Source organism: Exiguobacterium sp. s70, from assembly GCF_018618315.1.
Classification (GTDB): domain Bacteria; phylum Bacillota; class Bacilli; order Exiguobacteriales; family Exiguobacteriaceae; genus Exiguobacterium; species Exiguobacterium chiriqhucha.
On record NZ_JACSLV010000002.1, the window covers coordinates 597,739 to 618,324 of the forward strand.

Consider the following 20,586-nt stretch of genomic DNA (forward strand, 5'->3'; position numbering starts at 1 on the left):
CAATCGTGGATCACGGAACAACAATTGCGTGACAGTTTTTCGATGGAAGAGAATTATGAACAGACGGCTGCCGTATTGATTCCTTTGGTCGAGGTCGATGGAGCGTGGCATGTCATCTTTGAAGTGCGCGCCCATACGATGCGGCGCCAGCCTGGAGAAATCTCATTCCCGGGCGGCCGTCTCGATCCTGGCGAGACCCCGGTCGAGGCGGCTGTTCGTGAGACGAGTGAGGAGCTATTGCTCGCGGTGGAAGAGATTGAAGTGATCGGTCGCCTGCAACCCCTCGCAACGCCACATCGGCAACTGATCTATCCGTTCGTCGGAGTGATTCCGAAGCTCCCAGACGTCCGTCACACCGATGAAGTCGACCATCTGTTCTCAATCCCGGTCGAGACGTTGCTGTTGCTCGACCCGTTCCACGGCGAGATGGAATGGACGATGAATCCTGATCAAAATATTCCGTTTGACCGGATGGCGAATGCTAAAGCGTACGAAAAACGGGTAATTAAAATGAGAGAACCTTTTTATGAACATGAAGACTACATTATTTGGGGATTGACTGGAAAAATTTTGACACAATTTATTAAACGGCTTAAAGAAAACGTATTCAAACCGATATAATTTCGTTATAATGATAGAAACAAATTTAAGATTGGAAGTGAATGGGTGTGTCTGTAGAATTCGTTGTGGGTGATATCGTCAAGTCAACTCGTGAAGGTTGGGTCGCAGAAGTGACTGCCGTATTGACCAATACGGTCATCGGGGACGTTTCCATCATGGAAGAATTTCAACAGCTTGGTCTCGAATTCGAGAAGCAAGTTTTACTGAAAAAAGATTTGGAATTGATCGAACGCGCCAGCTGACCTTTTAATCGAAAGGGATGATTCAGGTGTCCATTGACAAAAAAGTTCGTGAATGGGAAGAGGCCGGTTTACTGGATGAAGTGACCGGTCAGCGCTTGGTCGAGTATGAACATAAGAAGTTGGCGGTCGGTGACAAACGTGAGCACAAACCGCCTATTCTTGTGATTATCGGATCGATTTTGCTCGCACTTAGTCTATTCAGTTTTGTCGCGGCCAATTGGCAAGCGATTCCTGATCTTGTGAAAGTCGCTATTTTCCTCGTGTTTATGGTCGGGATGTATGTGACCGCCGAACGCCTGCAAGTGAAAGCGTCACGCTATGTCACGCTATTCCGACTGTTAGGCGTCGCCTTTTTCGTCGCCACGATGATCGTCATTTTCTCGACGTATAATCTTTCCTCGCAAATTCCGTTCTTATTCTGGTTATTCCTTGCCGTCGCCGTCATGCACAAATTGATTTTCAAACATCCGATTTTTACGTTCTTGGCCGCACTCGCCGCCTTTTTGGCAATCACGAATAGTTTTCAAGGCATCGGCATCACGTTGATTGCGTTCGGATTGATCGTGACGTGGGTCTGGTTCCATTATGGGGACAACGAGCTCGATCGCATTTTCGCCTGGTTCGGCTTCTACGGCCTATTGATCACGATTGGTCAGTACGCCGACTATGAAGGCCGCTTTTGGCCGTTATGGGCACTCGCTGCGCTACACGTCTTGTTTCTCGTTTATCGGGAGCGGGCCCAATGGAACTATCTGTACCTCTTCGTCGCAGCCGTCCTATCAATCGGCTATTTGATTAATGCGACGGAAGGCTGGTTGTCGCAACGAACGCCGTCGGTCATCGAGGCGACAATCCTTTCGGTCGTCCTCGTCGCCGTCTATTTGTTGCACCGACGTCCAGATTTGATGTGGGTCAGCCTGCTCGCCGTCATCCCCTTCTCATTGTTCGAGGATTCGGGCATCTTGCTGGCCATCCTGCTTGAAGCGGTCGCCCTCGCTTATCTCGTCTATCAAGACCACAATCGCAAACCGATCGTGCTCGCCTTCATCTATTTCTTACTCGTTCAAATGACGATCTACTTCATCTATGTGTGGGATAAACTTGATATTTCACTCTTCTTCCTCATCGGAGCATTGATCGTCTTCGCATTGTCGCTAGCCTTGTGGTGGCGCAGCCGTAGTCGTACGACGAGAGGGGATGCTCAGACATGAAACGATTGACGCCTTGGCTAGTACCGATTGTGCAAGTGTTGATTGCCGTCGGGTTTATACTGCTCGTCTATGCGGTCTCCTGGTTCGGTGAGACATATACGTTCAAAGCGACTTCCTACGAACCGTACGACCCGTTTTTCGGAGACTTCGTCTATTTGGAGTATGACTCGTTCGAAGGAAGACAAGATGTCGAGTCAGGGACAGTATACGTCTCATTCAAAACGGGGGACGATGGATATGCGACCATTGACCGGGTCAGTTCACGGCCGTTTTTCGGAGGCACTCGGGCCAACTATTACGACCGCCAAGTATATATTGATGATATGAGTTCGTATCGTGTCGCTGAGGAAGAGACATCAGCAATCGAAGGGGCGAAGACGTTCGAAGTGGACGTCGACGTGGCACCTTGGGGCATGGTAAGACCTCACGATTTGCGCTCGACCGAAGCTGAAACAGAATGACAATCAGATTACAGATTTGTTACACGTCGTGTTGTAACGAATCTGTAATTTTTTATAAAAATGCTTGGTAGCGCTATGTTTCATGTAAATGTTACAGATTGTAACCGACAGAGAGTCGATGTGTCAGAAATATTTCACTTCATCAAAATCCCTTCTCGGGGTCGGACGGGCATGGTAAATTAACTCCTGTTCGTTAGATGACGAGAAAGGTGCTGACCTATTGATTATGCATTCCTTAAAATATATGATGACTGTCCTACTTATGGCGGTGGGAACGTTCGCGTTTGCCGCAACGGCCGATGCCGCCCAAATCGGGATTGGGACAGAACAAAAAATTGTCCAAAACCCACTTGAATTGGAACGAAAAGCAATCGAGCAAGAACGCCAGCAAAAGATTGCACGAGAAAAACGACTAGCCGAACAGAAACGGATCGCGGAAGAAAAACGTGTCGCTGAAGCGAAACGGATTGCGGAAGAAAAACGGGTAGCCGAAGAGAAAGCCGAGCGAGAGCAGGCAGAGCGTGAAGCAAAAGCAGAACGTTTGGCCGAAGAAAAACGTGTCGCTGCCGAGCAGGCACGACAAGAAGAAGCGAAACGTCAAGCCGCAGCTACGAAAAAGCAATCGACGGTGTCGACAACGACTGCAACTCCAGTCTCGACGACAGGACGCTCCATTCAAGCCGAGTCGACGGCGTACACGAACGATGCAGCCGATAACGGCTCATACGGGGGCCGCGTCTTGACGGCAACCGGTCATGATGTCACGGATTCGATTTTCTATAACGGCATGCGTATCATCGCAGTCGATCCAGCCGTCATCCCACTTGGAACGATTGTTCAAATCGAAGGTGTCGGTCAAGCGATTGCCTTGGATACGGGTGGACGCATCAAAGGAAATATCGTCGACTTGCTCGTCGACACGAAAGACGAGGCCATCAACTGGGGTCGTCGCCACATCACGATTACACTTCCATAACAGCAGGTTCTCCTTTAGGAGGACCTTTTTTGTGCCTTGCTTCATGATTTTGCTTACCGGCAGTGTCCATACGCACCAGATAGCACGTCCGATTGTTTAACAAACGTTGGAAACGGGCAAACTAATATTTGACTTTCATGAAAAAGTTACGAGCCGAGGAGGGGTAGAGTTGATAGAATTTCAAAATGTGTCCAAGCGCTACGAAGACGGGACGCTAGCCGTCAAAGACTTGGATTTGACAGTCCGTAAAGGAGAGATTTTTGTCTTAATCGGGCCATCGGGGTGCGGGAAGACGACGACGATGAAGATGGTGAATCGACTGATTGACCATACAGATGGAAAAATCCTCATCGACGGGAAAGAGATTTATCAATTCGATATATACGAGTTGCGACGCAACATTGGTTATGTGCTTCAACAAATTGCCTTATTCCCTCATTTAACGGTCGAGGAAAATATTTCTGTCGTTCCCGAATTATTGAAATGGCCTAAACAGAAGACGAAGGACCGCGTGACCGAACTCATGAACATTGCAGGGCTGGATCCGGTCTTGCGAGTGAAAAAGCCGACGGAACTATCCGGTGGACAGCAACAACGCGTCGGCGTACTGCGGGCGCTTGCAGCCGATCCGGAAGTCATCTTGATGGATGAACCGTTCTCGGCGCTCGATCCGATTAGCCGAGGTCAACTTCAAGATGATATTAAACGCTTGAACGATGAGCTCGGGAAGACGATTCTGTTCGTGACCCATGACATGCAAGAAGCGATGAAACTTGGGGATCGCATCGCCTTGATGCGTGATGGCGAATTGGTCGTTATCGGTACTCCAGATGAAATTAGAGCGAGTACGGATCCGTTCGTCCTCGACTTTACACAACGTGGAAGAGGTGAGGTAGATGCTTGAGACATTTCAAAACCGGCGTGGCGAACTCGTTGAGGCGCTGATTGAGCACTTGCAGCTCTCCGTCGTATCACTTTTGATAGCCGTCTTAATCGCCGTTCCGCTCGGGATTTGGTTGACGCGTCGCAAGAAAGTGGCCGAGACCGCCATCGGCGTTACCGCCATCATTCAAACGATTCCTTCTTTGGCACTCCTCGGTCTTATGATTCCGCTCGTCGGGATTGGTGCTTTACCGGCGACGATTGCCCTCGTGTTATATGCCTTGCTCCCGATTTTACGAAATACTTTCACCGGGCTGAACGAGGTCGATAAATCGCTCATCGAAGCGGCCCGGGCTTGTGGGATGAAACCGAACCAAAGTTTGATGAAAGTCGAGCTCCCGCTCGCGCTACCAGTCATCATGGCCGGGATTCGAACGGCGATGGTGCTGATTGTCGGAACGGCGACCCTCGCTGCTCTCGTCGGCGCAGGTGGGCTCGGGACGTTAATTCTTCTCGGCATCAACCGAAACGACAATTACTTAATTCTGCTCGGGGCAATCCCGGCAGCCATCCTTGCCTTGTTATTTGATTTCTTGCTTCGCCAAATGGAAGGGGCGACGGCAACCCGGAACAAGACGAAATTGATTGCCGTCTCGACCGTGTTGGCGCTCATCGTCGCGGCCCCGCTCGCATTCGGTCGGACGCAACAGACCGACCTCGTCATCGCGGGGAAACTCGGGCCAGAGCCTGAGATTTTAATGAACATGTATAAGCTGTTGATTGAAGATCAGACTGATTTGTCTGTATCCGTCCGTCCGAACTTCGGAGAGACGACGTTCGTCTGGGGCGCGTTACAATCTGGCGATGTCGACATCTATCCAGAATTCACAGGAACGGTGCTCGCGAGTCTCGTGAAAGAGACACCGAACTCGAACGATGCCCGTGAAGTGTATGAACAGGCTCGGGACGCGCTCGCCGATGACGGCTATGCGTTGCTTGAACCGATGCAGTTCAACAACACGTACGCCATCGCGATCCCACGCGACTATGCCGAGCAAGAAGACATCACGGCCATCTCGGATTTACGAAACGTTCAATCGGATATTAAAGCTGGATTCACGCTCGAGTTCACGGACCGTGAAGACGGATACCCGGGACTGCAACAAGCGTATGGACTCGATTTCCCGTCGGTCGTCTCGATGGAACAAAAGTTGCGCTATCGTGCTATCGCACGTGGAGACGTCAACCTCGTCGATGCGTATGCGACCGACCCGGATATCGCCGAGAACGAATTGCTTGTCCTCGAGGACGATCAACAGTTCTTCCCACCTTACCAAGGAGCTCCGTTGGTGAAACAAGAGACGCTCGATGAACATCCGGAAATCGAGGATGCCCTCAACCAATTGGGTGGTAAAATTACTGACGAAGAGATGTCTGAATTGAACCGTCGCGTCGCGTACGGGAATGAACGGGCGTATGACGTCGCGAAAGATTTCTTGGAGCAGGCGGGCTTATTATGAGAGCATTGATTATCTCCAATCCCACGTCTGGCGGGAACGAGACGATGCTCGGTGAGGTAGTCGGGACGATTGAATCGTTATACGATGAGATTTTGATTCGGAAGACGCTCGCGCAAGGAGACGCCGGTCGTTTCGCCGAAGAGAGCGGGGCTTACGAGCACTTGATTGTCATCGGCGGGGACGGGACGCTTCACGAGGTCGTCAATGGCTTGATGAAGCTTCCGCGGGATGAACGGCCGACAATCGGTCTGATTCCGGCCGGCACGTGTAATGATTTCGCCCGTGCCCTCGCTCTACCGGTCGAACCGATCGAGGCGGCCCGTTTGTTCAAGATGAGTTACGCGCAAAAGGTCGATGTGATGCGAGTCAACGAACGGTACGGGCTCAACTTCATCGGGGTCGGCCTGATCGCGGACGCGTCGAGACAAATCGATCCGCTCCAAAAAGAATCACTCGGGTCAATCGGTTACTTTTTAGCGACAATCCGGCAGTTTCGTGAACTCGATCCGTTCGACGTTCGCATCGAACACGGAGGGGAAGTCGTCCACGATGGACCAGTCAGCTTCTTATATGTAGGGAACGGGGCTTATCTTGGAACAGTACCGACGAAGCTCCCGACCCAATCGTTCACGGACGGACTCGTCGAGGTCGTCCATAGTTCCGCCATCGGCTTCCCGATGATTCGTCAATTGTTGACCCAACAGCTCGGACTCGAACAGTCGTCTCCGGAATGGGTGCATCTACAGATGTCTCAACTGACCGTCCATTTGAGTGAATCTCAAATCATCGACGTCGATGGGGAGCACTTCGAGGCTGAACGGTTGGATATCGATGTCTTGCCGGGCGAGTTGTCATTTCTTGTCCCGTCACACTAAAAATCTATAAAAATTGCTGACAGAGAAAAGAATTCAGACTTTTCTCTGTTTTTAGTTGTTCTCATTTCTGAACCGTGTTAGTATTTCACTATTATTATGAAAAAAGATATGAAAACAGGAAGTAGGGATGGTAATGGCGCAAAATTCGTTCGCCTCAAAAATTGGATTCATCTTAGCGGCCGCAGGGTCTGCGATTGGTCTCGGTGCAATCTGGAAATTTCCGTATGTCACCGGCACAAGTGGAGGCGGCGCCTTTTTGCTCATGTTTTTAGCGTTCACGCTCTTACTCGGGTTACCGCTATTGATTGGTGAATTCATCGTCGGACGCTCGACACAAAAGACGGCACTGCTCGCTTTCAAAAAATTAGGCCACGGGCGTTGGACACTCGTCGGCTACCTCGGCGTCATCGCATGTTTCTTATTGCTCTCATTCTACAGTGTCATCGGCGGTTGGGTTTTAATCTATGTCGGGCTCGGATTGAGCGGGACATTGAACGGACGTTCTCCCGACGAGTTCGGTGTCGTTTTCGGAGATGTCGTCTCATCTCCAGGCATCGCCGTGTTCGGTCAGTTCTTGTTCTTATTGATTACGCTTTTAATCGTCTTGAAAGGTGTCGAGGCTGGCATCGAGCGCATGAGTAAGATTTTAATGCCGCTCTTGTTCGTCAGTTTCATCGTGCTCGTCATCCGTTCGTTGACGCTCGACGGTGCGATGGAAGGGGTTCGCTTCTTCTTGCAGCCTGACTTCTCGGCCTTGACCGGTGAATCGGTTTTGTTCGCCCTCGGTCAAGCGTTCTTCTCGCTATCGCTCGGTGTCGCGGCCATGTTGACGTACGCCTCGTACATTCAGACGAAAGGTACGCTCAATCGTTCAGCGAACATGATCGTTCTCTTGAATATCGCCGTCTCGCTATTGGCAGGCCTCGCGATTTTCCCGGCCGTATTCGCTTCGGGTCTTGACCCGGCAGAGGGACCGGCGCTTCTCTTCGTCGTCTTGCCGGCCGTCTTCAACCAAGTACCGCTCGGTGGATTCTTCATGGTGTTGTTCTTCTTATTGTTCACATTCGCCTCGATCACATCGTCGATTGCGATGCTCGAAGTCGTCGTAGCAGGTGTGACTGACAAGTTGAACGAGAAGAAACAAACGATATCGAAGCGTAACGTCACCCTGTTGTCAGCGGCCATCGTCTTCGCAGTCGGGATTCCATCGGCACTCTCGTTCGGTATCATGAGCGAGATGCAGTTCTTAGACGGTCGCACGTTCTTCGATTCGATGGATTACATCGTTAGCTACGTATTAATGCCGGTCGGTGCGCTCTTGACGTCGATTTTCGTCGGATATATCGTCGATCAACGCATTTTGAAAGAAGAGATTCAAACGTCAGACATCGGTGTGAAGTTGTACCCGATCTGGCACTTCTTGATCCGGTACGTCATTCCGGTGACGGTCGCCGTAGTTATGGTGACGACGTGGGTCAGATTATAACGGAAGCAACCTCCTGATTCGTTGAATCAGGAGGTTTTTTGTACAGTTATCGGCAATACTTTTCGTTCTTGCGACCGAGAGAGCGCGCGGGAACGTTATGCTAAGCTTATAAAGATGACGAAACTTTTTTTGAAGGGTCACGTAAGGTACAATAGAAGTATCATGAGACGAGGTGAAACGGATGAAAACATGGATGAAATGGGCCCTGACCGGGGCAATCCTATATTTTGCCATAAGCGTTTTTGATTTCTCTTGGTTGTTTATCATCGTCGGGGCGCTCGTATTGAACGAAGTGTGGTCGAACAGCAAACGTCGGAAGCGCTCACCGGCGCCCGTCGCCAAGCGGGCCAAAAAGAAATTGTTGCTCGATGAGGACGAACCGTTCGTCGGTTCACGCATCTTGAAACCGCTCGAAGAAGCGGCACCGGTGCGCCAATTTGAAGCGACAGATGATTTAGAGCTTCAATTTTTACAGCGGACGATTGAACAAGGCTATGAGAAGTTACAACAGATTGACCGCGTCTTGCCTGAGATTAAAGACATCGAGGTGCGGCGTGAGATGAAGGCGGTCTCGAAAGAAGCACACGAACTGTTCGCTGAGCTGTTCGAGAATCCTCAAGATGCCAAGCATGTCCGTGACTTGTTCACGTTCTATTTGGACTCGCTCGTATCGGTCGTATTGAAATTCAAAGAACTAGAAGGAAAACGGGTCGTCATTCAAGAAGAGACACGTGAACAGTTGATGACCAACATGCGGCTCATCGTCGACAAGTTCAAACAACAGCGCAGTCGTCTCCTCGAAGATGACGCGGTCGATTTTGAACGAGAGTTGATCATGATGGAGAGAGTATTGGCCGATCAACCAGAAGGGAGAAAAAAGCATGACTTCATCGAATGAAACGAACTGGCAGTCATGGCCAGAAGAAGAACTTACTTCCCAAACGAAAACGAAGACGGAAACCGACGCGATTTCGGACCCGTCCGTGGACTGGTCAGCGATGACCGAGAAACATGAGGTGCCGGCCATTCAAGTAAATGCCGACGTCCCACAAGCGCACCGGGAACGCATCACACGCATCGCAGAGTCGATTGATATTAAAAAAACGGATTCCGTCATGCTGTTCGGTTCGAACGTACAACGTGAACTATCGCAATTCTCGGACCAAATCTTGACTGAGGTCCGGATGAAAGATGGCGGAGACGCCGGCAAGCTGTTGTCCGACTTGATGCAGAATGTGCGCAAGATGGACCCGGACATGTTGCAACCGGAAAAGAAGAGCTTCATGGACAACCTGCCGCTCATTGGCCGGGCCAAAAAGAAAGCCGAGAACTATAAGTTACAGTTTGAAAAGATGAGTGTCTATTTAGAAGAGGTCATCCATAATCTAGACCGAGCTAAGTTCGGTTTGATGAAGGATATCACGATGCTCGATCAAATGTACGACAAAAACAAACGCTACTTCGAAGAACTAAACGTCTATATCGCCGCTGGGGAGACGAAGCTTGATCACGTACGGAGCTATGAGATTGCCCCGCTTCGTCAAGAAGTCGAGATGTCGAAAGACCAGGTCAAACTGCAACAGTTGAACGACATGATTCAACTCGCAGACCGGTTTGAGAAGAAGTTGCACGACTTGAAACTGAGCCGGACAATCAGCCTACAGATGGCCCCGCAAATCCGGGTCATCCAGCAGAACAACCAGATTCTAGCCGAGAAAATCGAGTCGGCGGTCGTCAATACGATTCCACTCTGGAAAAACCAAGTCGTGCTCGCGCTCAGCTTGACGCGGCAAAAGACGGCGCTCCGGATGCAGCAAGACGTCACGAAGACGACGAATACGTTGCTCGAGCAGAACTCGAAGATGTTGAAAGACTCGTCAATCGAGATTGCCACGGAGAACGAGAAAGGCATCGTCTCGGTCGAGTCGCTCAAAGTGGCGCACGAGAACTTGCTCTCGACGCTCGATGAGACGCTCCGGATTCAACAAGAGGGACGTCAGAAGCGTCGTGAGGCGGAACGTGAACTCGATCGGATGGAGCACGAGTTGAAAGAAAAAGTCATCGAGATTGCTTCGAAAAACAAAGAGTTACCAAAAGAGACTGGATATTGAACGGGGAAAGTCTGAGCATTCAGACTTTCCTTTTCTTCGAGGAGGATCAACAATGGATAAACAACATCTATGGGACGAGACGTGGTTACAGTTTGCCGATATGATGGCGGTACGTCATTCGAAGTGTGCTTCTAAAAGTGTCGCTTGCGTCATCGTCAAAGATGAGAAGCCGATTTCGATTGGCCTGAACGGCACGCCGCCGGGGCATACGAACTGCAATGAAATCTTCTTAAAGCGGGATGATGGATTTTATAAGCGCGCTGAATACGTATCCGCGAATGCGGTCGACTTGCTCGAGACGCCGGTCTCGTTCATTCATGACGGTGTGACTTATATCAAATGCTCTGACCCGTACGATCATCACAATTGGTCGAAACAACATGAGATTCATGCTGAAATCAACGCGATCGGAAAGCTCGCCGCCGATTCGACGAACGCTTTCGGGGCGACGGCTTATGTGACCCATTCGCCGTGCCACGCCTGCTCGCTCGCCTTGATCGCCTCCCGCGTCGCCCGTGTCGTCTATGCGGTTGGTTATGAACATGGCGACGGTCTCGATTTGATGCGCGAGAGCGGAATTGACGTGGTACATATGCCACTTGAAAAAAGTTTTAAAAACACATTGTAAACGTTTACATTCGGTGTTATATTATTAATGTACTGCCAATGGTGTTTTACTCTTCCATTATTTGTCTCTCCTCGGAGGGACCTTTTTTTATGTTCACAACTAGGTGAGACAAAAATTCCACAAAATGTTCAACATTTCACAATCTTTTCGGGGGTTTCTTTCTTATAATGAAAGTAGATTAACGAGAGGGGAAATGTTACATGGAAAAACAAGTTCGTTTCACAGATGGTGCCTATGATGTGGAAGCGTTGATCACACTCGAAGAGGTGTGGGAAGATAAGTTCGCGATTGGAACGCATAAAGAGTTGGCAGTCAAAGCACTTAAGATCAATGGAAATGATATCTCAGAAATGAAGCACGTCCGCGCGCTACTCCGTTACTATCCGACGCTAGGTGTATCGGGCATCTTGCTCGCGCTCGATGATGCGGCAGCCGAAATCGTTCGTATGTCTGGCGACAAGGATCCTGCACTTCAGTTCGTCGAACTCGTGGCGTTACAGATGGACGAGGCGTCTACAGAGGAATTAAAAGGTTTATACGCTGAAATGGCGGTCTAAATAACAAAGGATGACAACTCCGTCATCCTTTTTTTCATTTTCAGGTTGCATTGCCGAATCAGTATGGTATTATTGTCAATAGATGAAGAAATGGAACGCCATATCGTTATCGACAACCAAAAATGGGGATCTAGATAGCTAGATCGCTGTGAAAAAGCCACGTTCATAGGAACGTGGCTTTTTTTTGTATGTCATTAAATCCAGCGGCGACGTCAGCAGCGATATGGGCGTCCGATCCGAGCACGAACGGGATTCCGAGTCCGGCCGCCTCAGACGCGACGTCGATGGCATACGGTTGTCCGCATTCGGGCTTACGGAGTCCGGCCGTATTAAGGTCGAGCCCGAAGCCGCGGGCCGCCATCGTCTGGAGCAGGTGCGACTGTTCGGCCTGGACGTTTGAGCGGTCCCATACATAATTGGTCTGATATTTGATGGGTAAATCGATATGCCCGATCCGGTCCACTTTCAGGCGCTCCCAAGGGAATGCGAGGCCGGCAGCAAGCGCCGTATAATATTGTTTCATCACGGCCTCGAACGAGCCGACACGTTCGACGAGGATATGAAACGTCTCGAGCGAGAAGTCGACAGGCAGGAGCTCACCGTCGACGAGTAGAAAGTGTTGAGACAAGATTGTTTCATCTAATACGTCGGCATAGGGCTCGAGCAACGCCAACGTCTCAGCTTCATAGCCGGGCAAGTAGTCGATCTCTAAACCGAGGCGAAGGTCGAGTGCCGGATACGTCCGTTTTAACGACTGCAAGGCCTCGATATAATCCGGGAGCAATTCGAACGCCATCGCCGAATCTTTGTCTGGTGTTGGGTCTTGAAACCGGGCTGGGAGCGGAGCATGTTCTGTGAACGTGAGCGTCTTGATACCACGGGCTAACGCCTGTTCGACGTACGCCTGGAGCGGGTCTGTCGAGCCATGTGGACAAAATGGGGTGTGAAGGTGACCATCACGGGTAAAGTCAATCATCAAGCGACATTCCTTTCGAGTTCGCCGGTTGACAGCACCGGCTTGGTTTGATAAATTTAACACACTACTTTAGTTTGGTAAAGTGATAATAAGATAAAGGGTGATATCGATGATTTGGTTCAATACAAAAGGATCCATCCCGGAAGGATGGCACGAATTGCAAGGGGAGGACGTTCTGCGTCCGAAGCAGTGGATGTTATCATTTCTCGAACGAGCTGAATCGAACGGCTACAGCGTGATCGAACCGCCACTCGTAGAATATTATTCGCACTATCAAGACTTGGCCTTGTTCGATGAGTCGGCCTATTATCGTCTGTTCGGAAATGACGGAGAGTTGCTCGTCATGCGTCCAGACTATACGTTACAAATCGCACGGAAACTCGCGGACGGTCATGAGCCGATGCGTGTCGCATATGCCGGTGCCGTCTACCGACGTACCCCGAAGCATTCGGGACAGCCGCATGAACGTCAACAGCTCGGTCTCGAATGGATTGACGGGGACGCTCCGGATATGGAGTTGATCGCCTCGTTCCTCAGTATGACCGAGCGTGTCCTGCCGCAAGACGGACTCCGGATTCAAGTCGGATCAGCAGCCTTGGTCGCCGCCGTGGCCGACGAAGCCGGTATCCCTGAGCGGACGCTCCGCCAATATTTGGCGCTTCGCAATTTGGAGTCACTCCGGGAACTCGCCGATACGTATCAATACCCGTTAATCGCGAAATTACCGTTCTTGATTGGCGACTCGGCACTTGGTGAGTTACGTGAAGTCGCCGAGCCGGGCTTGACGGCAGCAATCGATGAAGTCGAGCGGGCGGTCGAACATTTACGGTCCATCGGTTTGAATGTCTCGTACGACTTCGGACAGACCGGTGATTTTGATTATTATTCAGGATTGACGGTGACAGGCAGCATCGACGGACGACGCGTCCTATCGGGTGGTCGATATGATTCATTATACGGACATTTCGGCCAATCTCGTCGGGCGTTCGGACTGTCCCTTGATTTAGAACAGTTAGGTGAGGTGATTTTATGAAAGTAGCCATCGCAAAAGGACGCATTGAAAAAGCGGCCCGAGACTATTTCGAACAAGTCGGACTTACCGTTTGGCCTGAAAAGCGTGGCCGCGAACTGACGGTCGAAGTCGACGGGCATGAGTTCATCTTCGTCAAAGGGGATGACGTCTACAAATACGTCATGCACGGCGCGGCTGATGTCGGCGTCGTCGGCGGTGACATCTTGCGAGAGAAGACGCCTGGCGTGCTGGAAGTCGTCGACTTGCCGTTCGGCCGTTGCCGCATGGCGGTCTGCGGACCGAAAGAACGGAAGAATGGAACAAAAAAATTGAAAGTCGCGAGCAAATATCCGAATATTGCCATCTCTCACTTCGCTTCGAAACGACAGAACGTCGAAGTGATTGCGTTGAACGGATCGGTCGAACTCGCACCGCTTACAGGACTCGCCGATTGCATCGTCGATATCGTAGAGACGGGGGCGACGCTGCGCGCGAATGACCTTGAAGAATACGAGACGATTTTCACAGTGAACGCCAAGTTCATCACGAGTGAGGCGGCTCTCGCCAACAATCCTGATGAATTGAAGGCGTGGATTCGTCGCTTGAGCAAGGAGGATGCCCGATGAGTACAGAAACGAACCGGGCCCGGCGGGAAAGCTGGGCAGAAGCGGTCAAACCGATCCTCGAGGCCGTAGAGTCGAACGGGGACGAGGCGCTCCTCGCGTTCACGAAAAAATTTGACGGCGTCGACAAAATCGAAACGGTCGATTTGACGACGTTTACGCCACCTGACGCATATGCTGAACTGACCGAGGCGTTGACGCTCGCGGCCGAACGGATTCGTACGTTCCACAGTCGTCAGCGACGTCAAGACGATGTGTATGAAGACGAGATGTTCCGACTTGGACGCCGTTTTATGCCACTCGACTCGGTCGGCGTGTACGTGCCAGGCGGGACGGCCGTCTATCCGTCGAGCGTGTTGATGAACATCATTCCGGCGAAAGTGGCCGGTGTGAAACGTGTCGTCATGGTGACGCCGCCGAAACAAGACGGCATCGATTTGTCGTTATTGATTGCGGCAAAAATCGCAGGGGCGGATGAATGCTATCTCGTCGGCGGGGCGCAAGCCGTGGCCGCCTTGGCGTTCGGCACCGAGACGATTCAACCGGTCGATAAAATCGTCGGTCCCGGGAATGCCTATGTCGCGACGGCAAAATCGCTCGTCTCCCATATCGTCGGCATCGATTCGGTCGCTGGACCGTCCGAGGTGCTCATCATCGCCGATGAGACGGCCCATCCGAAATGGGTCGCCGCCGATTTGCTCGCCCAAGCCGAACACGATGTCGAAGCGACGGCACTTGCGCTCGTCACGACTGGCGAATTGGCCGAAGCGATTCGACAAGAATTAGAACGACAATTGGCTGAATTACCGCGGCGTGACATTGCGATAGAGGCGATGAAGCGCGGGGGTGTCCTCGTGAAGACGAAGGCTGAGGCGATTCGTTATGCGAACGAGATGGCGGCTGAACACGTCCAACTCGCCGTCGCCGACCCGGAAGATTACATGCAAGCCATCCGTCACGGCGGATCGTTCTTCCTCGGTCATGAAGCGGCGGAGGCGTTTGGGGATTACATCGCTGGACCGAACCACGTCCTGCCGACGAGCGGGACGGCCCGTTTCTCGAGCGGCCTCTCGGTCGATGATTTTTACCGACGCCAGACGTTCCTGCAAATGACAGAACTCGATGAGCGCATCACGCGTGCCGCGATTCGAATCGCGCAACAAGAACAACTTGACGGCCACGCCCGGGCGATGGCGGTCCGATTGGAGGACGTATGAGACTGAACTATGAGACGATTCCACGCTACGTCCCGCATGCGGTCAAAGGGCACGCGTTGAATCAAAACGAAAGCCAATATGTCTTTCCAGAGCGCTTGAAGACGGCTATCCGAGAGCTTCCGCTCGACTTGAGCCATTATCCGGTCGACGAGTTGACGGCGCTTAAACAAAGCTATGCGGCTTATGCCGGTGTGAGCCCGCAGCAACTCATGGTCGGCAGTGGCAGCGATGAATTGCTCGCGATTCTCTGTCAGGCCATTCTCGATGCCGACGATGTCGTCGCCGCACCGATTCCAGACTTTTCGATGTATGGCATTTACACGCATATCGCCCGTGGGAATTTCGTGCAGCCGGATGCGGACGGATTGTCGTTCAAGTCGCTCATGCAAACGATTGAGGCGGAACACCCGAAACTTGTCCTCATATCGAACCCGAACAATCCGACCGGGAAGATGTGGTCGCTCGATGATCTCGAGACGATTGCCAGCCGAGTCCCGTATTTGGTCGTCGACGAGGCGTATATCGATTTCACGATGGAAGATTCATTCAAAGACCGCCTGGCGGACCACGCGAACGTCATCATTCTCCGGACGTTATCGAAAGCGTTCGGACTCGCGAATCTGCGCATCGGCTTCATGATCGCCGATGAGCGCTTAATCGAGAAGATTGATCGGTTCCGCTCGCCGTTCAATGTGAGTGGGCTGAGTGCGGCCGTGGCCACGGTCGTGTTGAACGACTCCGCTTATATCGATGAGTCGATCAGTTTCCATCAAACGCAGCGACAAAAGCTTGAGACGTTGCTCGCACCGATTGGGAACGTCTTACCGAGCCGTGCTAATTTCCTTTACGTCGAGACACCGGACAGCGAAGCTTGGGCAGCCCGCTTCCTTGAAAAAGATGTACATGTTCGCGCGTTCGCAGACGGGATTCGTGTCAGTGCCGGAACGGACGAGGCGTACCGCTTGCTTCAACAAACGATAGAAGAGGTGACTTCACTTGAGAACAGCTGAGACGAAACGAGAGACAAAAGAGACGAACATCGAGCTCAAGCTTGATTTGAACGGGACGGGGCAAAGTGACGTGAAGACAGGCGTCGGCTTCTTTGACCATATGCTGACACTGTTCGCGTTCCACAGCCAAATCGATTTGACGGTCCATGTCGAAGGGGATACGTGGGTCGACGCTCACCATACGGTCGAAGACGTCGGGATCGCCCTCGGGCAGATGATCAATCAAGCGCTCGGCGACAAAATCGGTATCCGCCGCTACGGCACGAGTTATTTGCCGATGGATGAGACGCTCGCGCGTGCCGTCGTCGACGTGTCCGGCCGTCCGTTCCTCGTCTACCGGGCCGAAATCAAAAATCCGAAACTCGGGGACTTTGATACCGAGCTCGCCGAAGAGTTTTTCCGGGCCGTGGCAATGAACGCCCGCTTGACACTTCATCTTGAGGTGCTCTACGGGTCGAACTCGCACCATATGATTGAAGGACTGTTCAAAGCGTTCGGTCGCGCCCTCGCTGAAGCGATCGGGCAAGATGGATCGAATCGACTGCCTTCGACGAAAGGACTGATCGAAGGATGAAGGTCGCGGTCATCGATTATGGAATGGGCAACGTGTTCAATGTCGAACGGGCGCTCCAAGCCATCGGCTGTTACGTCACCATCACGAACGATCCCTTAGACATCGAGGCAGCTGACGCCATCTTGCTGCCGGGCGTCGGTGCGTTCCCCCAGGCGATGCAATCGCTGAACGAGACGGGACTGATTCCGCTGTTGAAACAATCGGCACAAGAAAAACCGTTCCTTGGCATTTGCCTTGGCATGCAGCTCTTATTCGAGTCGAGCACGGAAGGGGTGCCGACAGAAGGACTCGGTTTGATTGAAGGGCGCGTCGAGCGGATGCGGGCGAAACGTCTGCCACACGTCGGATGGAACTCGATTTTGCGAGACGAGGACGTCTATTTCGTTCACTCGTATCACGTCGTGACCGACCCGACCCATGTGATCGCTTCTGCCGATTATATGGGGGAAGACGTGCCAGCCATCGTGCAAAAAGGGCTCGTCACGGGGATGCAGTTCCACCCGGAGAAGAGCGGTGCGTTTGGACTCAGTTTATTGAAAGAATGGAAGGAGGCGGTCGAACGTGAGATTACTACCGGCCATTGATTTGATTGACGGAAAAATCGTCCGCTTGACAGAAGGCGATTTCAATACAGAAGAACAGTACGGAGACCCGTATGAGAAATTGAAGGAGTGGCAAGGGCGCGTCCCGATGCTCCACTTGATTGATCTCGAAGGGGCGAAAGCCGGTGAACCGAGACATCTTGATGTCGTCCGCTTTGCCAAAACGTGCGGGTTCTTCGTTCAGACCGGCGGGGGCATCCGTTCCGAGGAAGCGCTCGACGCGGTCATGGCGACCGGTGCGGACCGGGTCTTGCTCGGGACAAAAGCGTTCACAGACCCGGATTTCTTGGACCGGGCGCTCGCGAAGTACGGAGATCGTGTCGCCGTCGCCCTCGATGCCTATGATGGCATCGTCGCCGTCAACGGCTGGCAAGAAGCGACCGACTTAAAAGATATCGATGCCGCGAAAGGCCTCGTTGACCGTGGTGTCAAAACGATTCTCTATACGGACATCGGGTCGGACGGGAAGTTGAACGGACCGAATCTCGAGCGGATGAAGGCGCTGCGTGAGGCTGTTTCAGTCACGCTCATCGCTTCGGGCGGTGTGACGACCGAGGCTGATGTCGAAGCACTTCAAGCGGCCGGTATCGACGAAGCGGTCGTCGGGAAGGCACTACTCTCCGGACAAGTCAGCCTCGATGACTTGATCGAGTGGGAGGCGCGCCATGCTTAAACGTCGCATTATTCCGTGTCTTGATGTGAAAGACGGTCGTGTCGTCAAAGGAATCGAGTTCGTGGCACTCCGGGATATCGGCGACCCGGTCGAGATTGCTAAGTATTATGACGCATCCGGTGCGGATGAGCTCGTGTTTCTAGATATCACTGCGAGTATGGAACGCCGCCAGACGATGCTTGACGTCGTCAGTGCCGTCGCCCGGAAAGTGTTCATTCCGCTCACGGTTGGTGGCGGTATTCGGTCGCTTGAGGATATTTCCTCGCTCTTAAAAGCCGGGGCCGATAAAGTGTCGCTCAACACGCTCGCCGTCGAATCACCCGATTTGATTAAACGAGCGGCCGAGCGGTTCGGGTCACAATGTATCGTCATCGCCATCGACGTCAAGTTCGAAGACGACGATTACTTCGTCTATACGTATGGCGGGAAGAACCGGACCGAGTTGCGGGCCGTCGATTGGGCAAAGCAAGTGGCTGCACTTGGGGCGGGTGAACTGCTCGTCACGTCGATGAATCAGGACGGAAAGCAGAGTGGCTACGATTTGCGAATCCTTGATTTGCTCCGGGACGCCGTCGATATCCCGATTATCGCCTCTGGCGGTGCCGGGAACGCGAATCATGTCGTCGACGCGCTCGAGAAGGTCGATGCGGCGCTACTCGCCTCGATTTTGCATGACCGGAAAACGACAGTGGAAGAGGTGAAACACGTATGCAGCGAGCACAACTTGCCGATGCGGTTCGTTACGACGCAAACGGATTGATTCCAGCCATCATCGTGTCGACAGAGGACGACGCCGTCCTCATGTTAGGCTACATGAACGAGGAGGCGATTCAGAAGACGCTCGAGACGAACACGGTCACGTTCTGGTCACGTTCGAAAGGGCGACTCTGGATGAAAGGGGAGTCGAGCGGAAATACGCTCGAGCTCGAAAGCATCCACGTCGATTGTGATCAAGACGCACTCTTGGTCCGGGTCCGTGCCAATGGGCCGACGTGTCATACGGGAAATCGAAGCTGCTTTTTCACGGAGGTGGAAGGATGATTCACGAATTAGAGAAGTTGATTCAAGAACGACAGGCGTCACCGAAAGAAGGGTCGTATACGTCTTATCTATTCGACCAAGGTGTCGACAAGATTGCCAAGAAGTTTGGGGAAGAGTCGTTCGAGGTCGTCATCGCAGCGCTGAACGATGAAGATTTGGTCGAAGAGTCGGCTGATCTCTTGTACCATTTGCTCGTCTTGCTCGCCGCCAAAGGCGTGTCATTACAAGACGTCGAGGCGCTCCTCGCCAAACGGCACGGGACGACGACTCCGGCGAAACCGCGCCGAGACGTCACTGACTGGTAACACAAAAAGGAACGAAGCCATTATCGGCTTCGTTCCTTTTGATTAGCGGTTGACCGAGGCGGCCATGCGGATATACGTATGGCGCCGTCCCCGAATCGCAATCGATAACGCCTGGATATTCTCCGGTGTGGCGATTCCGGACAAGCCGGCGTCGCCGATATGGAAGATGTCCGTCCCACCCCGCTTCGAAGACAAGGCGATGTCACGGATTGTCGCTTCATCGGACCCTTCCTGTGACGTACCGATGGCGGCGACGACGAGTTTATCCAACGCCTGAATCTCGCGCGTGACTTCATAGAATTCGTCTTCGCGGACGCCTGGGACCGTCCCAGGCGCAGGAATCAAGATGATGTCGGCCCCGGCCTCAGCGAAGCGGACATAGGCCTCTTGGTCGAGTACTCGGCCGACGCCGGCTTGATGCATCTTCCCGGCGATGATGACGCCAGCGAACTCTTGGCGGGCGTTGATGATGGCTTGCTCGATCGCCTCGTTCGTCACCCCGGTGTTCGGGTTGCCGGTCAAACAGATAAAATCGATCCCGAGCTCGGACGCTCTCGCGAACGCCTCCCGTGTCGCCAGACGTCCTTGTTTCACGTCATACATGTCCTCTGACTTTTCGGAGAAGTCGACCGGTTCGAGGTTGACCCCAATCGGCAAACCGACGAGCCGCTTCAATTCCATAATCGGATTGTCAGACATCGTCTCGCCCGGTACGTTACCAAATAAGGCGTGGCTTTCCAGACCCTTTATGTACGGATGGAATACGTCGAGCATATTCAATAGAATCATATCGGCTCCGAACGCTCGAGCGAGTTCGGCGTTCGTCACTTCTGGATAGAGCGGCTGCACGGTCGGGATGACCTCGGCGAGTACGGTCCGCCCCTCGGCTTTCCGAATCGATCCAATCAAATCCGAGCGGTTGAACGTCAAGAAATCACTGGCTCTGCAATCAAGAATTCGTTTCATCTGTCTATTCCTCCTCT

Annotated in this window: 22 protein-coding genes and 2 pseudogenes; 22 read left to right on the plus strand and 2 right to left on the minus strand. The window is 52.4% G+C overall.

Going from position 1 to position 20,586, the window contains the following annotated elements:
* The first annotated feature begins 42 nt into the window (after positions 1-42).
* The 13 genes and pseudogenes from KNP84_RS07740 (at position 43) to KNP84_RS07800 (ending at position 11,570) form a co-directional block, all read left to right on the plus strand.
* Positions 43-621 carry an NUDIX hydrolase gene (locus tag KNP84_RS07740; RefSeq protein ID WP_371819368.1) on the plus strand — a complete coding sequence of 193 codons (579 nt, stop codon included), beginning with the start codon at positions 43-45 and terminating at the stop codon, positions 619-621.
* A gap of 65 nt (positions 622-686) precedes the next feature.
* Entirely contained in the window at positions 687-863 is a 177-nt protein-coding gene (locus KNP84_RS07745) for a DUF2187 family protein (protein ID WP_232939448.1), read from the plus strand.
* Between the two features lie 17 nt (positions 864-880).
* Complete coding sequence (locus KNP84_RS07750; RefSeq protein WP_058763430.1) at positions 881-2,074, plus strand: DUF2157 domain-containing protein; 1,194 nt, start codon at positions 881-883, stop codon at positions 2,072-2,074.
* The gene (locus KNP84_RS07755; RefSeq protein ID WP_214799546.1) at positions 2,071-2,535 is read left to right on the plus strand and encodes a GDYXXLXY domain-containing protein; all 465 of its coding nucleotides are present in this window, start codon (positions 2,071-2,073) and stop codon (positions 2,533-2,535) included. The genes KNP84_RS07750 and KNP84_RS07755 overlap by 4 nt, the downstream gene beginning before the upstream one ends.
* Positions 2,536-2,761: 226 nt before the next feature.
* A complete protein-coding gene (locus tag KNP84_RS07760; protein ID WP_215114558.1) occupies positions 2,762-3,511 on the plus strand; it encodes a 3D domain-containing protein in 750 nt (249 codons plus the stop codon).
* A 169-nt stretch (positions 3,512-3,680) separates the two neighbouring features.
* A pseudogene (locus tag KNP84_RS07765) lies at positions 3,681-4,397 on the plus strand (ABC transporter ATP-binding protein); the annotation flags it as partial.
* A gap of 10 nt (positions 4,398-4,407) precedes the next feature.
* The gene (locus KNP84_RS07770; protein WP_021067248.1) at positions 4,408-5,913 is read left to right on the plus strand and encodes an ABC transporter permease/substrate-binding protein; all 1,506 of its coding nucleotides are present in this window, start codon (positions 4,408-4,410) and stop codon (positions 5,911-5,913) included.
* Positions 5,910-6,788, plus strand: coding sequence for a diacylglycerol/lipid kinase family protein (locus KNP84_RS07775; protein WP_214836183.1), 879 nt, complete (start codon positions 5,910-5,912; stop codon positions 6,786-6,788). Before KNP84_RS07770 ends, KNP84_RS07775 begins: the two co-directional genes overlap by 4 nt.
* Before the next feature lie 133 nt (positions 6,789-6,921).
* Positions 6,922-8,274: a sodium-dependent transporter gene (locus KNP84_RS07780; RefSeq protein WP_215114559.1), complete on the plus strand. Its 1,353-nt coding sequence runs from the start codon at positions 6,922-6,924 to the stop codon at positions 8,272-8,274.
* Positions 8,275-8,455: 181 nt separating this feature from the next.
* A complete protein-coding gene (locus tag KNP84_RS07785) occupies positions 8,456-9,172 on the plus strand; it encodes a 5-bromo-4-chloroindolyl phosphate hydrolysis family protein (protein ID WP_214832804.1) in 717 nt (238 codons plus the stop codon).
* A complete protein-coding gene (locus KNP84_RS07790) occupies positions 9,156-10,385 on the plus strand; it encodes a toxic anion resistance protein (protein ID WP_021067252.1) in 1,230 nt (409 codons plus the stop codon). The genes KNP84_RS07785 and KNP84_RS07790 overlap by 17 nt, the downstream gene beginning before the upstream one ends.
* Positions 10,386-10,437: 52 nt before the next feature.
* Positions 10,438-11,013: a deoxycytidylate deaminase gene (locus KNP84_RS07795; RefSeq protein WP_029595628.1), complete on the plus strand. Its 576-nt coding sequence runs from the start codon at positions 10,438-10,440 to the stop codon at positions 11,011-11,013.
* A 200-nt stretch (positions 11,014-11,213) separates the two neighbouring features.
* The gene (locus KNP84_RS07800; protein WP_029595627.1) at positions 11,214-11,570 is read left to right on the plus strand and encodes a hypothetical protein; all 357 of its coding nucleotides are present in this window, start codon (positions 11,214-11,216) and stop codon (positions 11,568-11,570) included.
* Positions 11,571-11,733: 163 nt separating this feature from the next.
* On the opposite strand, the gene hisJ is transcribed toward KNP84_RS07800, so the two are convergent.
* The gene (gene hisJ / locus KNP84_RS07805) at positions 11,734-12,546 is read right to left on the minus strand and encodes a histidinol-phosphatase HisJ (RefSeq protein ID WP_215114560.1); all 813 of its coding nucleotides are present in this window, start codon (positions 12,544-12,546) and stop codon (positions 11,734-11,736) included.
* Positions 12,547-12,655: 109 nt separating this feature from the next.
* Here hisJ and KNP84_RS07810 point away from each other — a divergent pair, with 109 nt between their 5' ends.
* The 9 genes and pseudogenes from KNP84_RS07810 (at position 12,656) to hisIE (ending at position 19,603) form a co-directional block, all read left to right on the plus strand.
* Complete coding sequence (locus KNP84_RS07810; protein ID WP_021067256.1) at positions 12,656-13,579, plus strand: ATP phosphoribosyltransferase regulatory subunit; 924 nt, start codon at positions 12,656-12,658, stop codon at positions 13,577-13,579.
* Complete coding sequence (gene hisG, locus KNP84_RS07815) at positions 13,576-14,184, plus strand: ATP phosphoribosyltransferase (RefSeq protein ID WP_214713732.1); 609 nt, start codon at positions 13,576-13,578, stop codon at positions 14,182-14,184. The genes KNP84_RS07810 and hisG overlap by 4 nt, the downstream gene beginning before the upstream one ends.
* The gene (gene hisD, locus KNP84_RS07820; RefSeq protein WP_215114561.1) at positions 14,181-15,398 is read left to right on the plus strand and encodes a histidinol dehydrogenase; all 1,218 of its coding nucleotides are present in this window, start codon (positions 14,181-14,183) and stop codon (positions 15,396-15,398) included. Before hisG ends, hisD begins: the two co-directional genes overlap by 4 nt.
* Entirely contained in the window at positions 15,395-16,408 is a 1,014-nt protein-coding gene (locus tag KNP84_RS07825) for a pyridoxal phosphate-dependent aminotransferase (RefSeq protein ID WP_214713727.1), read from the plus strand. Before hisD ends, KNP84_RS07825 begins: the two co-directional genes overlap by 4 nt.
* Complete coding sequence (gene hisB / locus KNP84_RS07830; protein ID WP_215114562.1) at positions 16,395-16,982, plus strand: imidazoleglycerol-phosphate dehydratase HisB; 588 nt, start codon at positions 16,395-16,397, stop codon at positions 16,980-16,982. The genes KNP84_RS07825 and hisB overlap by 14 nt, the downstream gene beginning before the upstream one ends.
* Positions 16,979-17,566 (plus strand): imidazole glycerol phosphate synthase subunit HisH, encoded by a 588-nt coding sequence (gene hisH, locus KNP84_RS07835; RefSeq protein WP_215114563.1) that lies wholly within the window; start codon positions 16,979-16,981, stop codon positions 17,564-17,566. The genes hisB and hisH overlap by 4 nt, the downstream gene beginning before the upstream one ends.
* Entirely contained in the window at positions 17,544-18,257 is a 714-nt protein-coding gene (gene hisA, locus KNP84_RS07840) for a 1-(5-phosphoribosyl)-5-[(5-phosphoribosylamino)methylideneamino]imidazole-4-carboxamide isomerase (protein ID WP_021067262.1), read from the plus strand. Before hisH ends, hisA begins: the two co-directional genes overlap by 23 nt.
* Complete coding sequence (gene hisF, locus KNP84_RS07845) at positions 18,250-19,017, plus strand: imidazole glycerol phosphate synthase subunit HisF (RefSeq protein ID WP_215114564.1); 768 nt, start codon at positions 18,250-18,252, stop codon at positions 19,015-19,017. The genes hisA and hisF overlap by 8 nt, the downstream gene beginning before the upstream one ends.
* Positions 18,966-19,603: pseudogene (gene hisIE / locus KNP84_RS15395) on the plus strand (bifunctional phosphoribosyl-AMP cyclohydrolase/phosphoribosyl-ATP diphosphatase HisIE). Before hisF ends, hisIE begins: the two are co-directional and overlap by 52 nt.
* A 42-nt stretch (positions 19,604-19,645) precedes the next feature.
* On the opposite strand, the gene KNP84_RS07860 reads toward hisIE, so the two are convergent.
* The gene (locus KNP84_RS07860) at positions 19,646-20,569 is read right to left on the minus strand and encodes a DUF7916 family protein (RefSeq protein WP_058763459.1); all 924 of its coding nucleotides are present in this window, start codon (positions 20,567-20,569) and stop codon (positions 19,646-19,648) included.
* Between the last annotated feature and the right edge of the window lie 17 nt (positions 20,570-20,586).

What these genes read in the sequence shown, in the direction of transcription:
- KNP84_RS07740 (WP_371819368.1), top strand. Translation starts at nt 43, where the DNA reads ATGGAAGAGAATTATGAACAGACGGCTGCCGTATTGATTCCTTTGGTC.
- KNP84_RS07790 (WP_021067252.1), top strand. Translation starts at nt 9,156, where the DNA reads ATGACTTCATCGAATGAAACGAACTGGCAGTCATGGCCAGAAGAAGAA.
- KNP84_RS07860 (WP_058763459.1), bottom strand. Translation starts at nt 20,569, where the DNA reads ATGAAACGAATTCTTGATTGCAGAGCCAGTGATTTCTTGACGTTCAAC.
- hisG (WP_214713732.1), top strand. Translation starts at nt 13,576, where the DNA reads ATGAAAGTAGCCATCGCAAAAGGACGCATTGAAAAAGCGGCCCGAGAC.
- KNP84_RS07775 (WP_214836183.1), top strand. Translation starts at nt 5,910, where the DNA reads ATGAGAGCATTGATTATCTCCAATCCCACGTCTGGCGGGAACGAGACG.
- hisH (WP_215114563.1), top strand. Translation starts at nt 16,979, where the DNA reads ATGAAGGTCGCGGTCATCGATTATGGAATGGGCAACGTGTTCAATGTC.
- KNP84_RS07750 (WP_058763430.1), top strand. Translation starts at nt 881, where the DNA reads ATGATTCAGGTGTCCATTGACAAAAAAGTTCGTGAATGGGAAGAGGCC.
- KNP84_RS07770 (WP_021067248.1), top strand. Translation starts at nt 4,408, where the DNA reads ATGCTTGAGACATTTCAAAACCGGCGTGGCGAACTCGTTGAGGCGCTG.
- KNP84_RS07755 (WP_214799546.1), top strand. Translation starts at nt 2,071, where the DNA reads ATGAAACGATTGACGCCTTGGCTAGTACCGATTGTGCAAGTGTTGATT.
- hisD (WP_215114561.1), top strand. Translation starts at nt 14,181, where the DNA reads ATGAGTACAGAAACGAACCGGGCCCGGCGGGAAAGCTGGGCAGAAGCG.
- KNP84_RS07810 (WP_021067256.1), top strand. Translation starts at nt 12,656, where the DNA reads ATGATTTGGTTCAATACAAAAGGATCCATCCCGGAAGGATGGCACGAA.
- KNP84_RS07760 (WP_215114558.1), top strand. Translation starts at nt 2,762, where the DNA reads ATGCATTCCTTAAAATATATGATGACTGTCCTACTTATGGCGGTGGGA.
- hisJ (WP_215114560.1), bottom strand. Translation starts at nt 12,546, where the DNA reads ATGATTGACTTTACCCGTGATGGTCACCTTCACACCCCATTTTGTCCA.
- KNP84_RS07785 (WP_214832804.1), top strand. Translation starts at nt 8,456, where the DNA reads ATGAAAACATGGATGAAATGGGCCCTGACCGGGGCAATCCTATATTTT.
- hisF (WP_215114564.1), top strand. Translation starts at nt 18,250, where the DNA reads ATGCTTAAACGTCGCATTATTCCGTGTCTTGATGTGAAAGACGGTCGT.
- KNP84_RS07780 (WP_215114559.1), top strand. Translation starts at nt 6,922, where the DNA reads ATGGCGCAAAATTCGTTCGCCTCAAAAATTGGATTCATCTTAGCGGCC.
- KNP84_RS07800 (WP_029595627.1), top strand. Translation starts at nt 11,214, where the DNA reads ATGGAAAAACAAGTTCGTTTCACAGATGGTGCCTATGATGTGGAAGCG.
- KNP84_RS07825 (WP_214713727.1), top strand. Translation starts at nt 15,395, where the DNA reads ATGAGACTGAACTATGAGACGATTCCACGCTACGTCCCGCATGCGGTC.
- KNP84_RS07795 (WP_029595628.1), top strand. Translation starts at nt 10,438, where the DNA reads ATGGATAAACAACATCTATGGGACGAGACGTGGTTACAGTTTGCCGAT.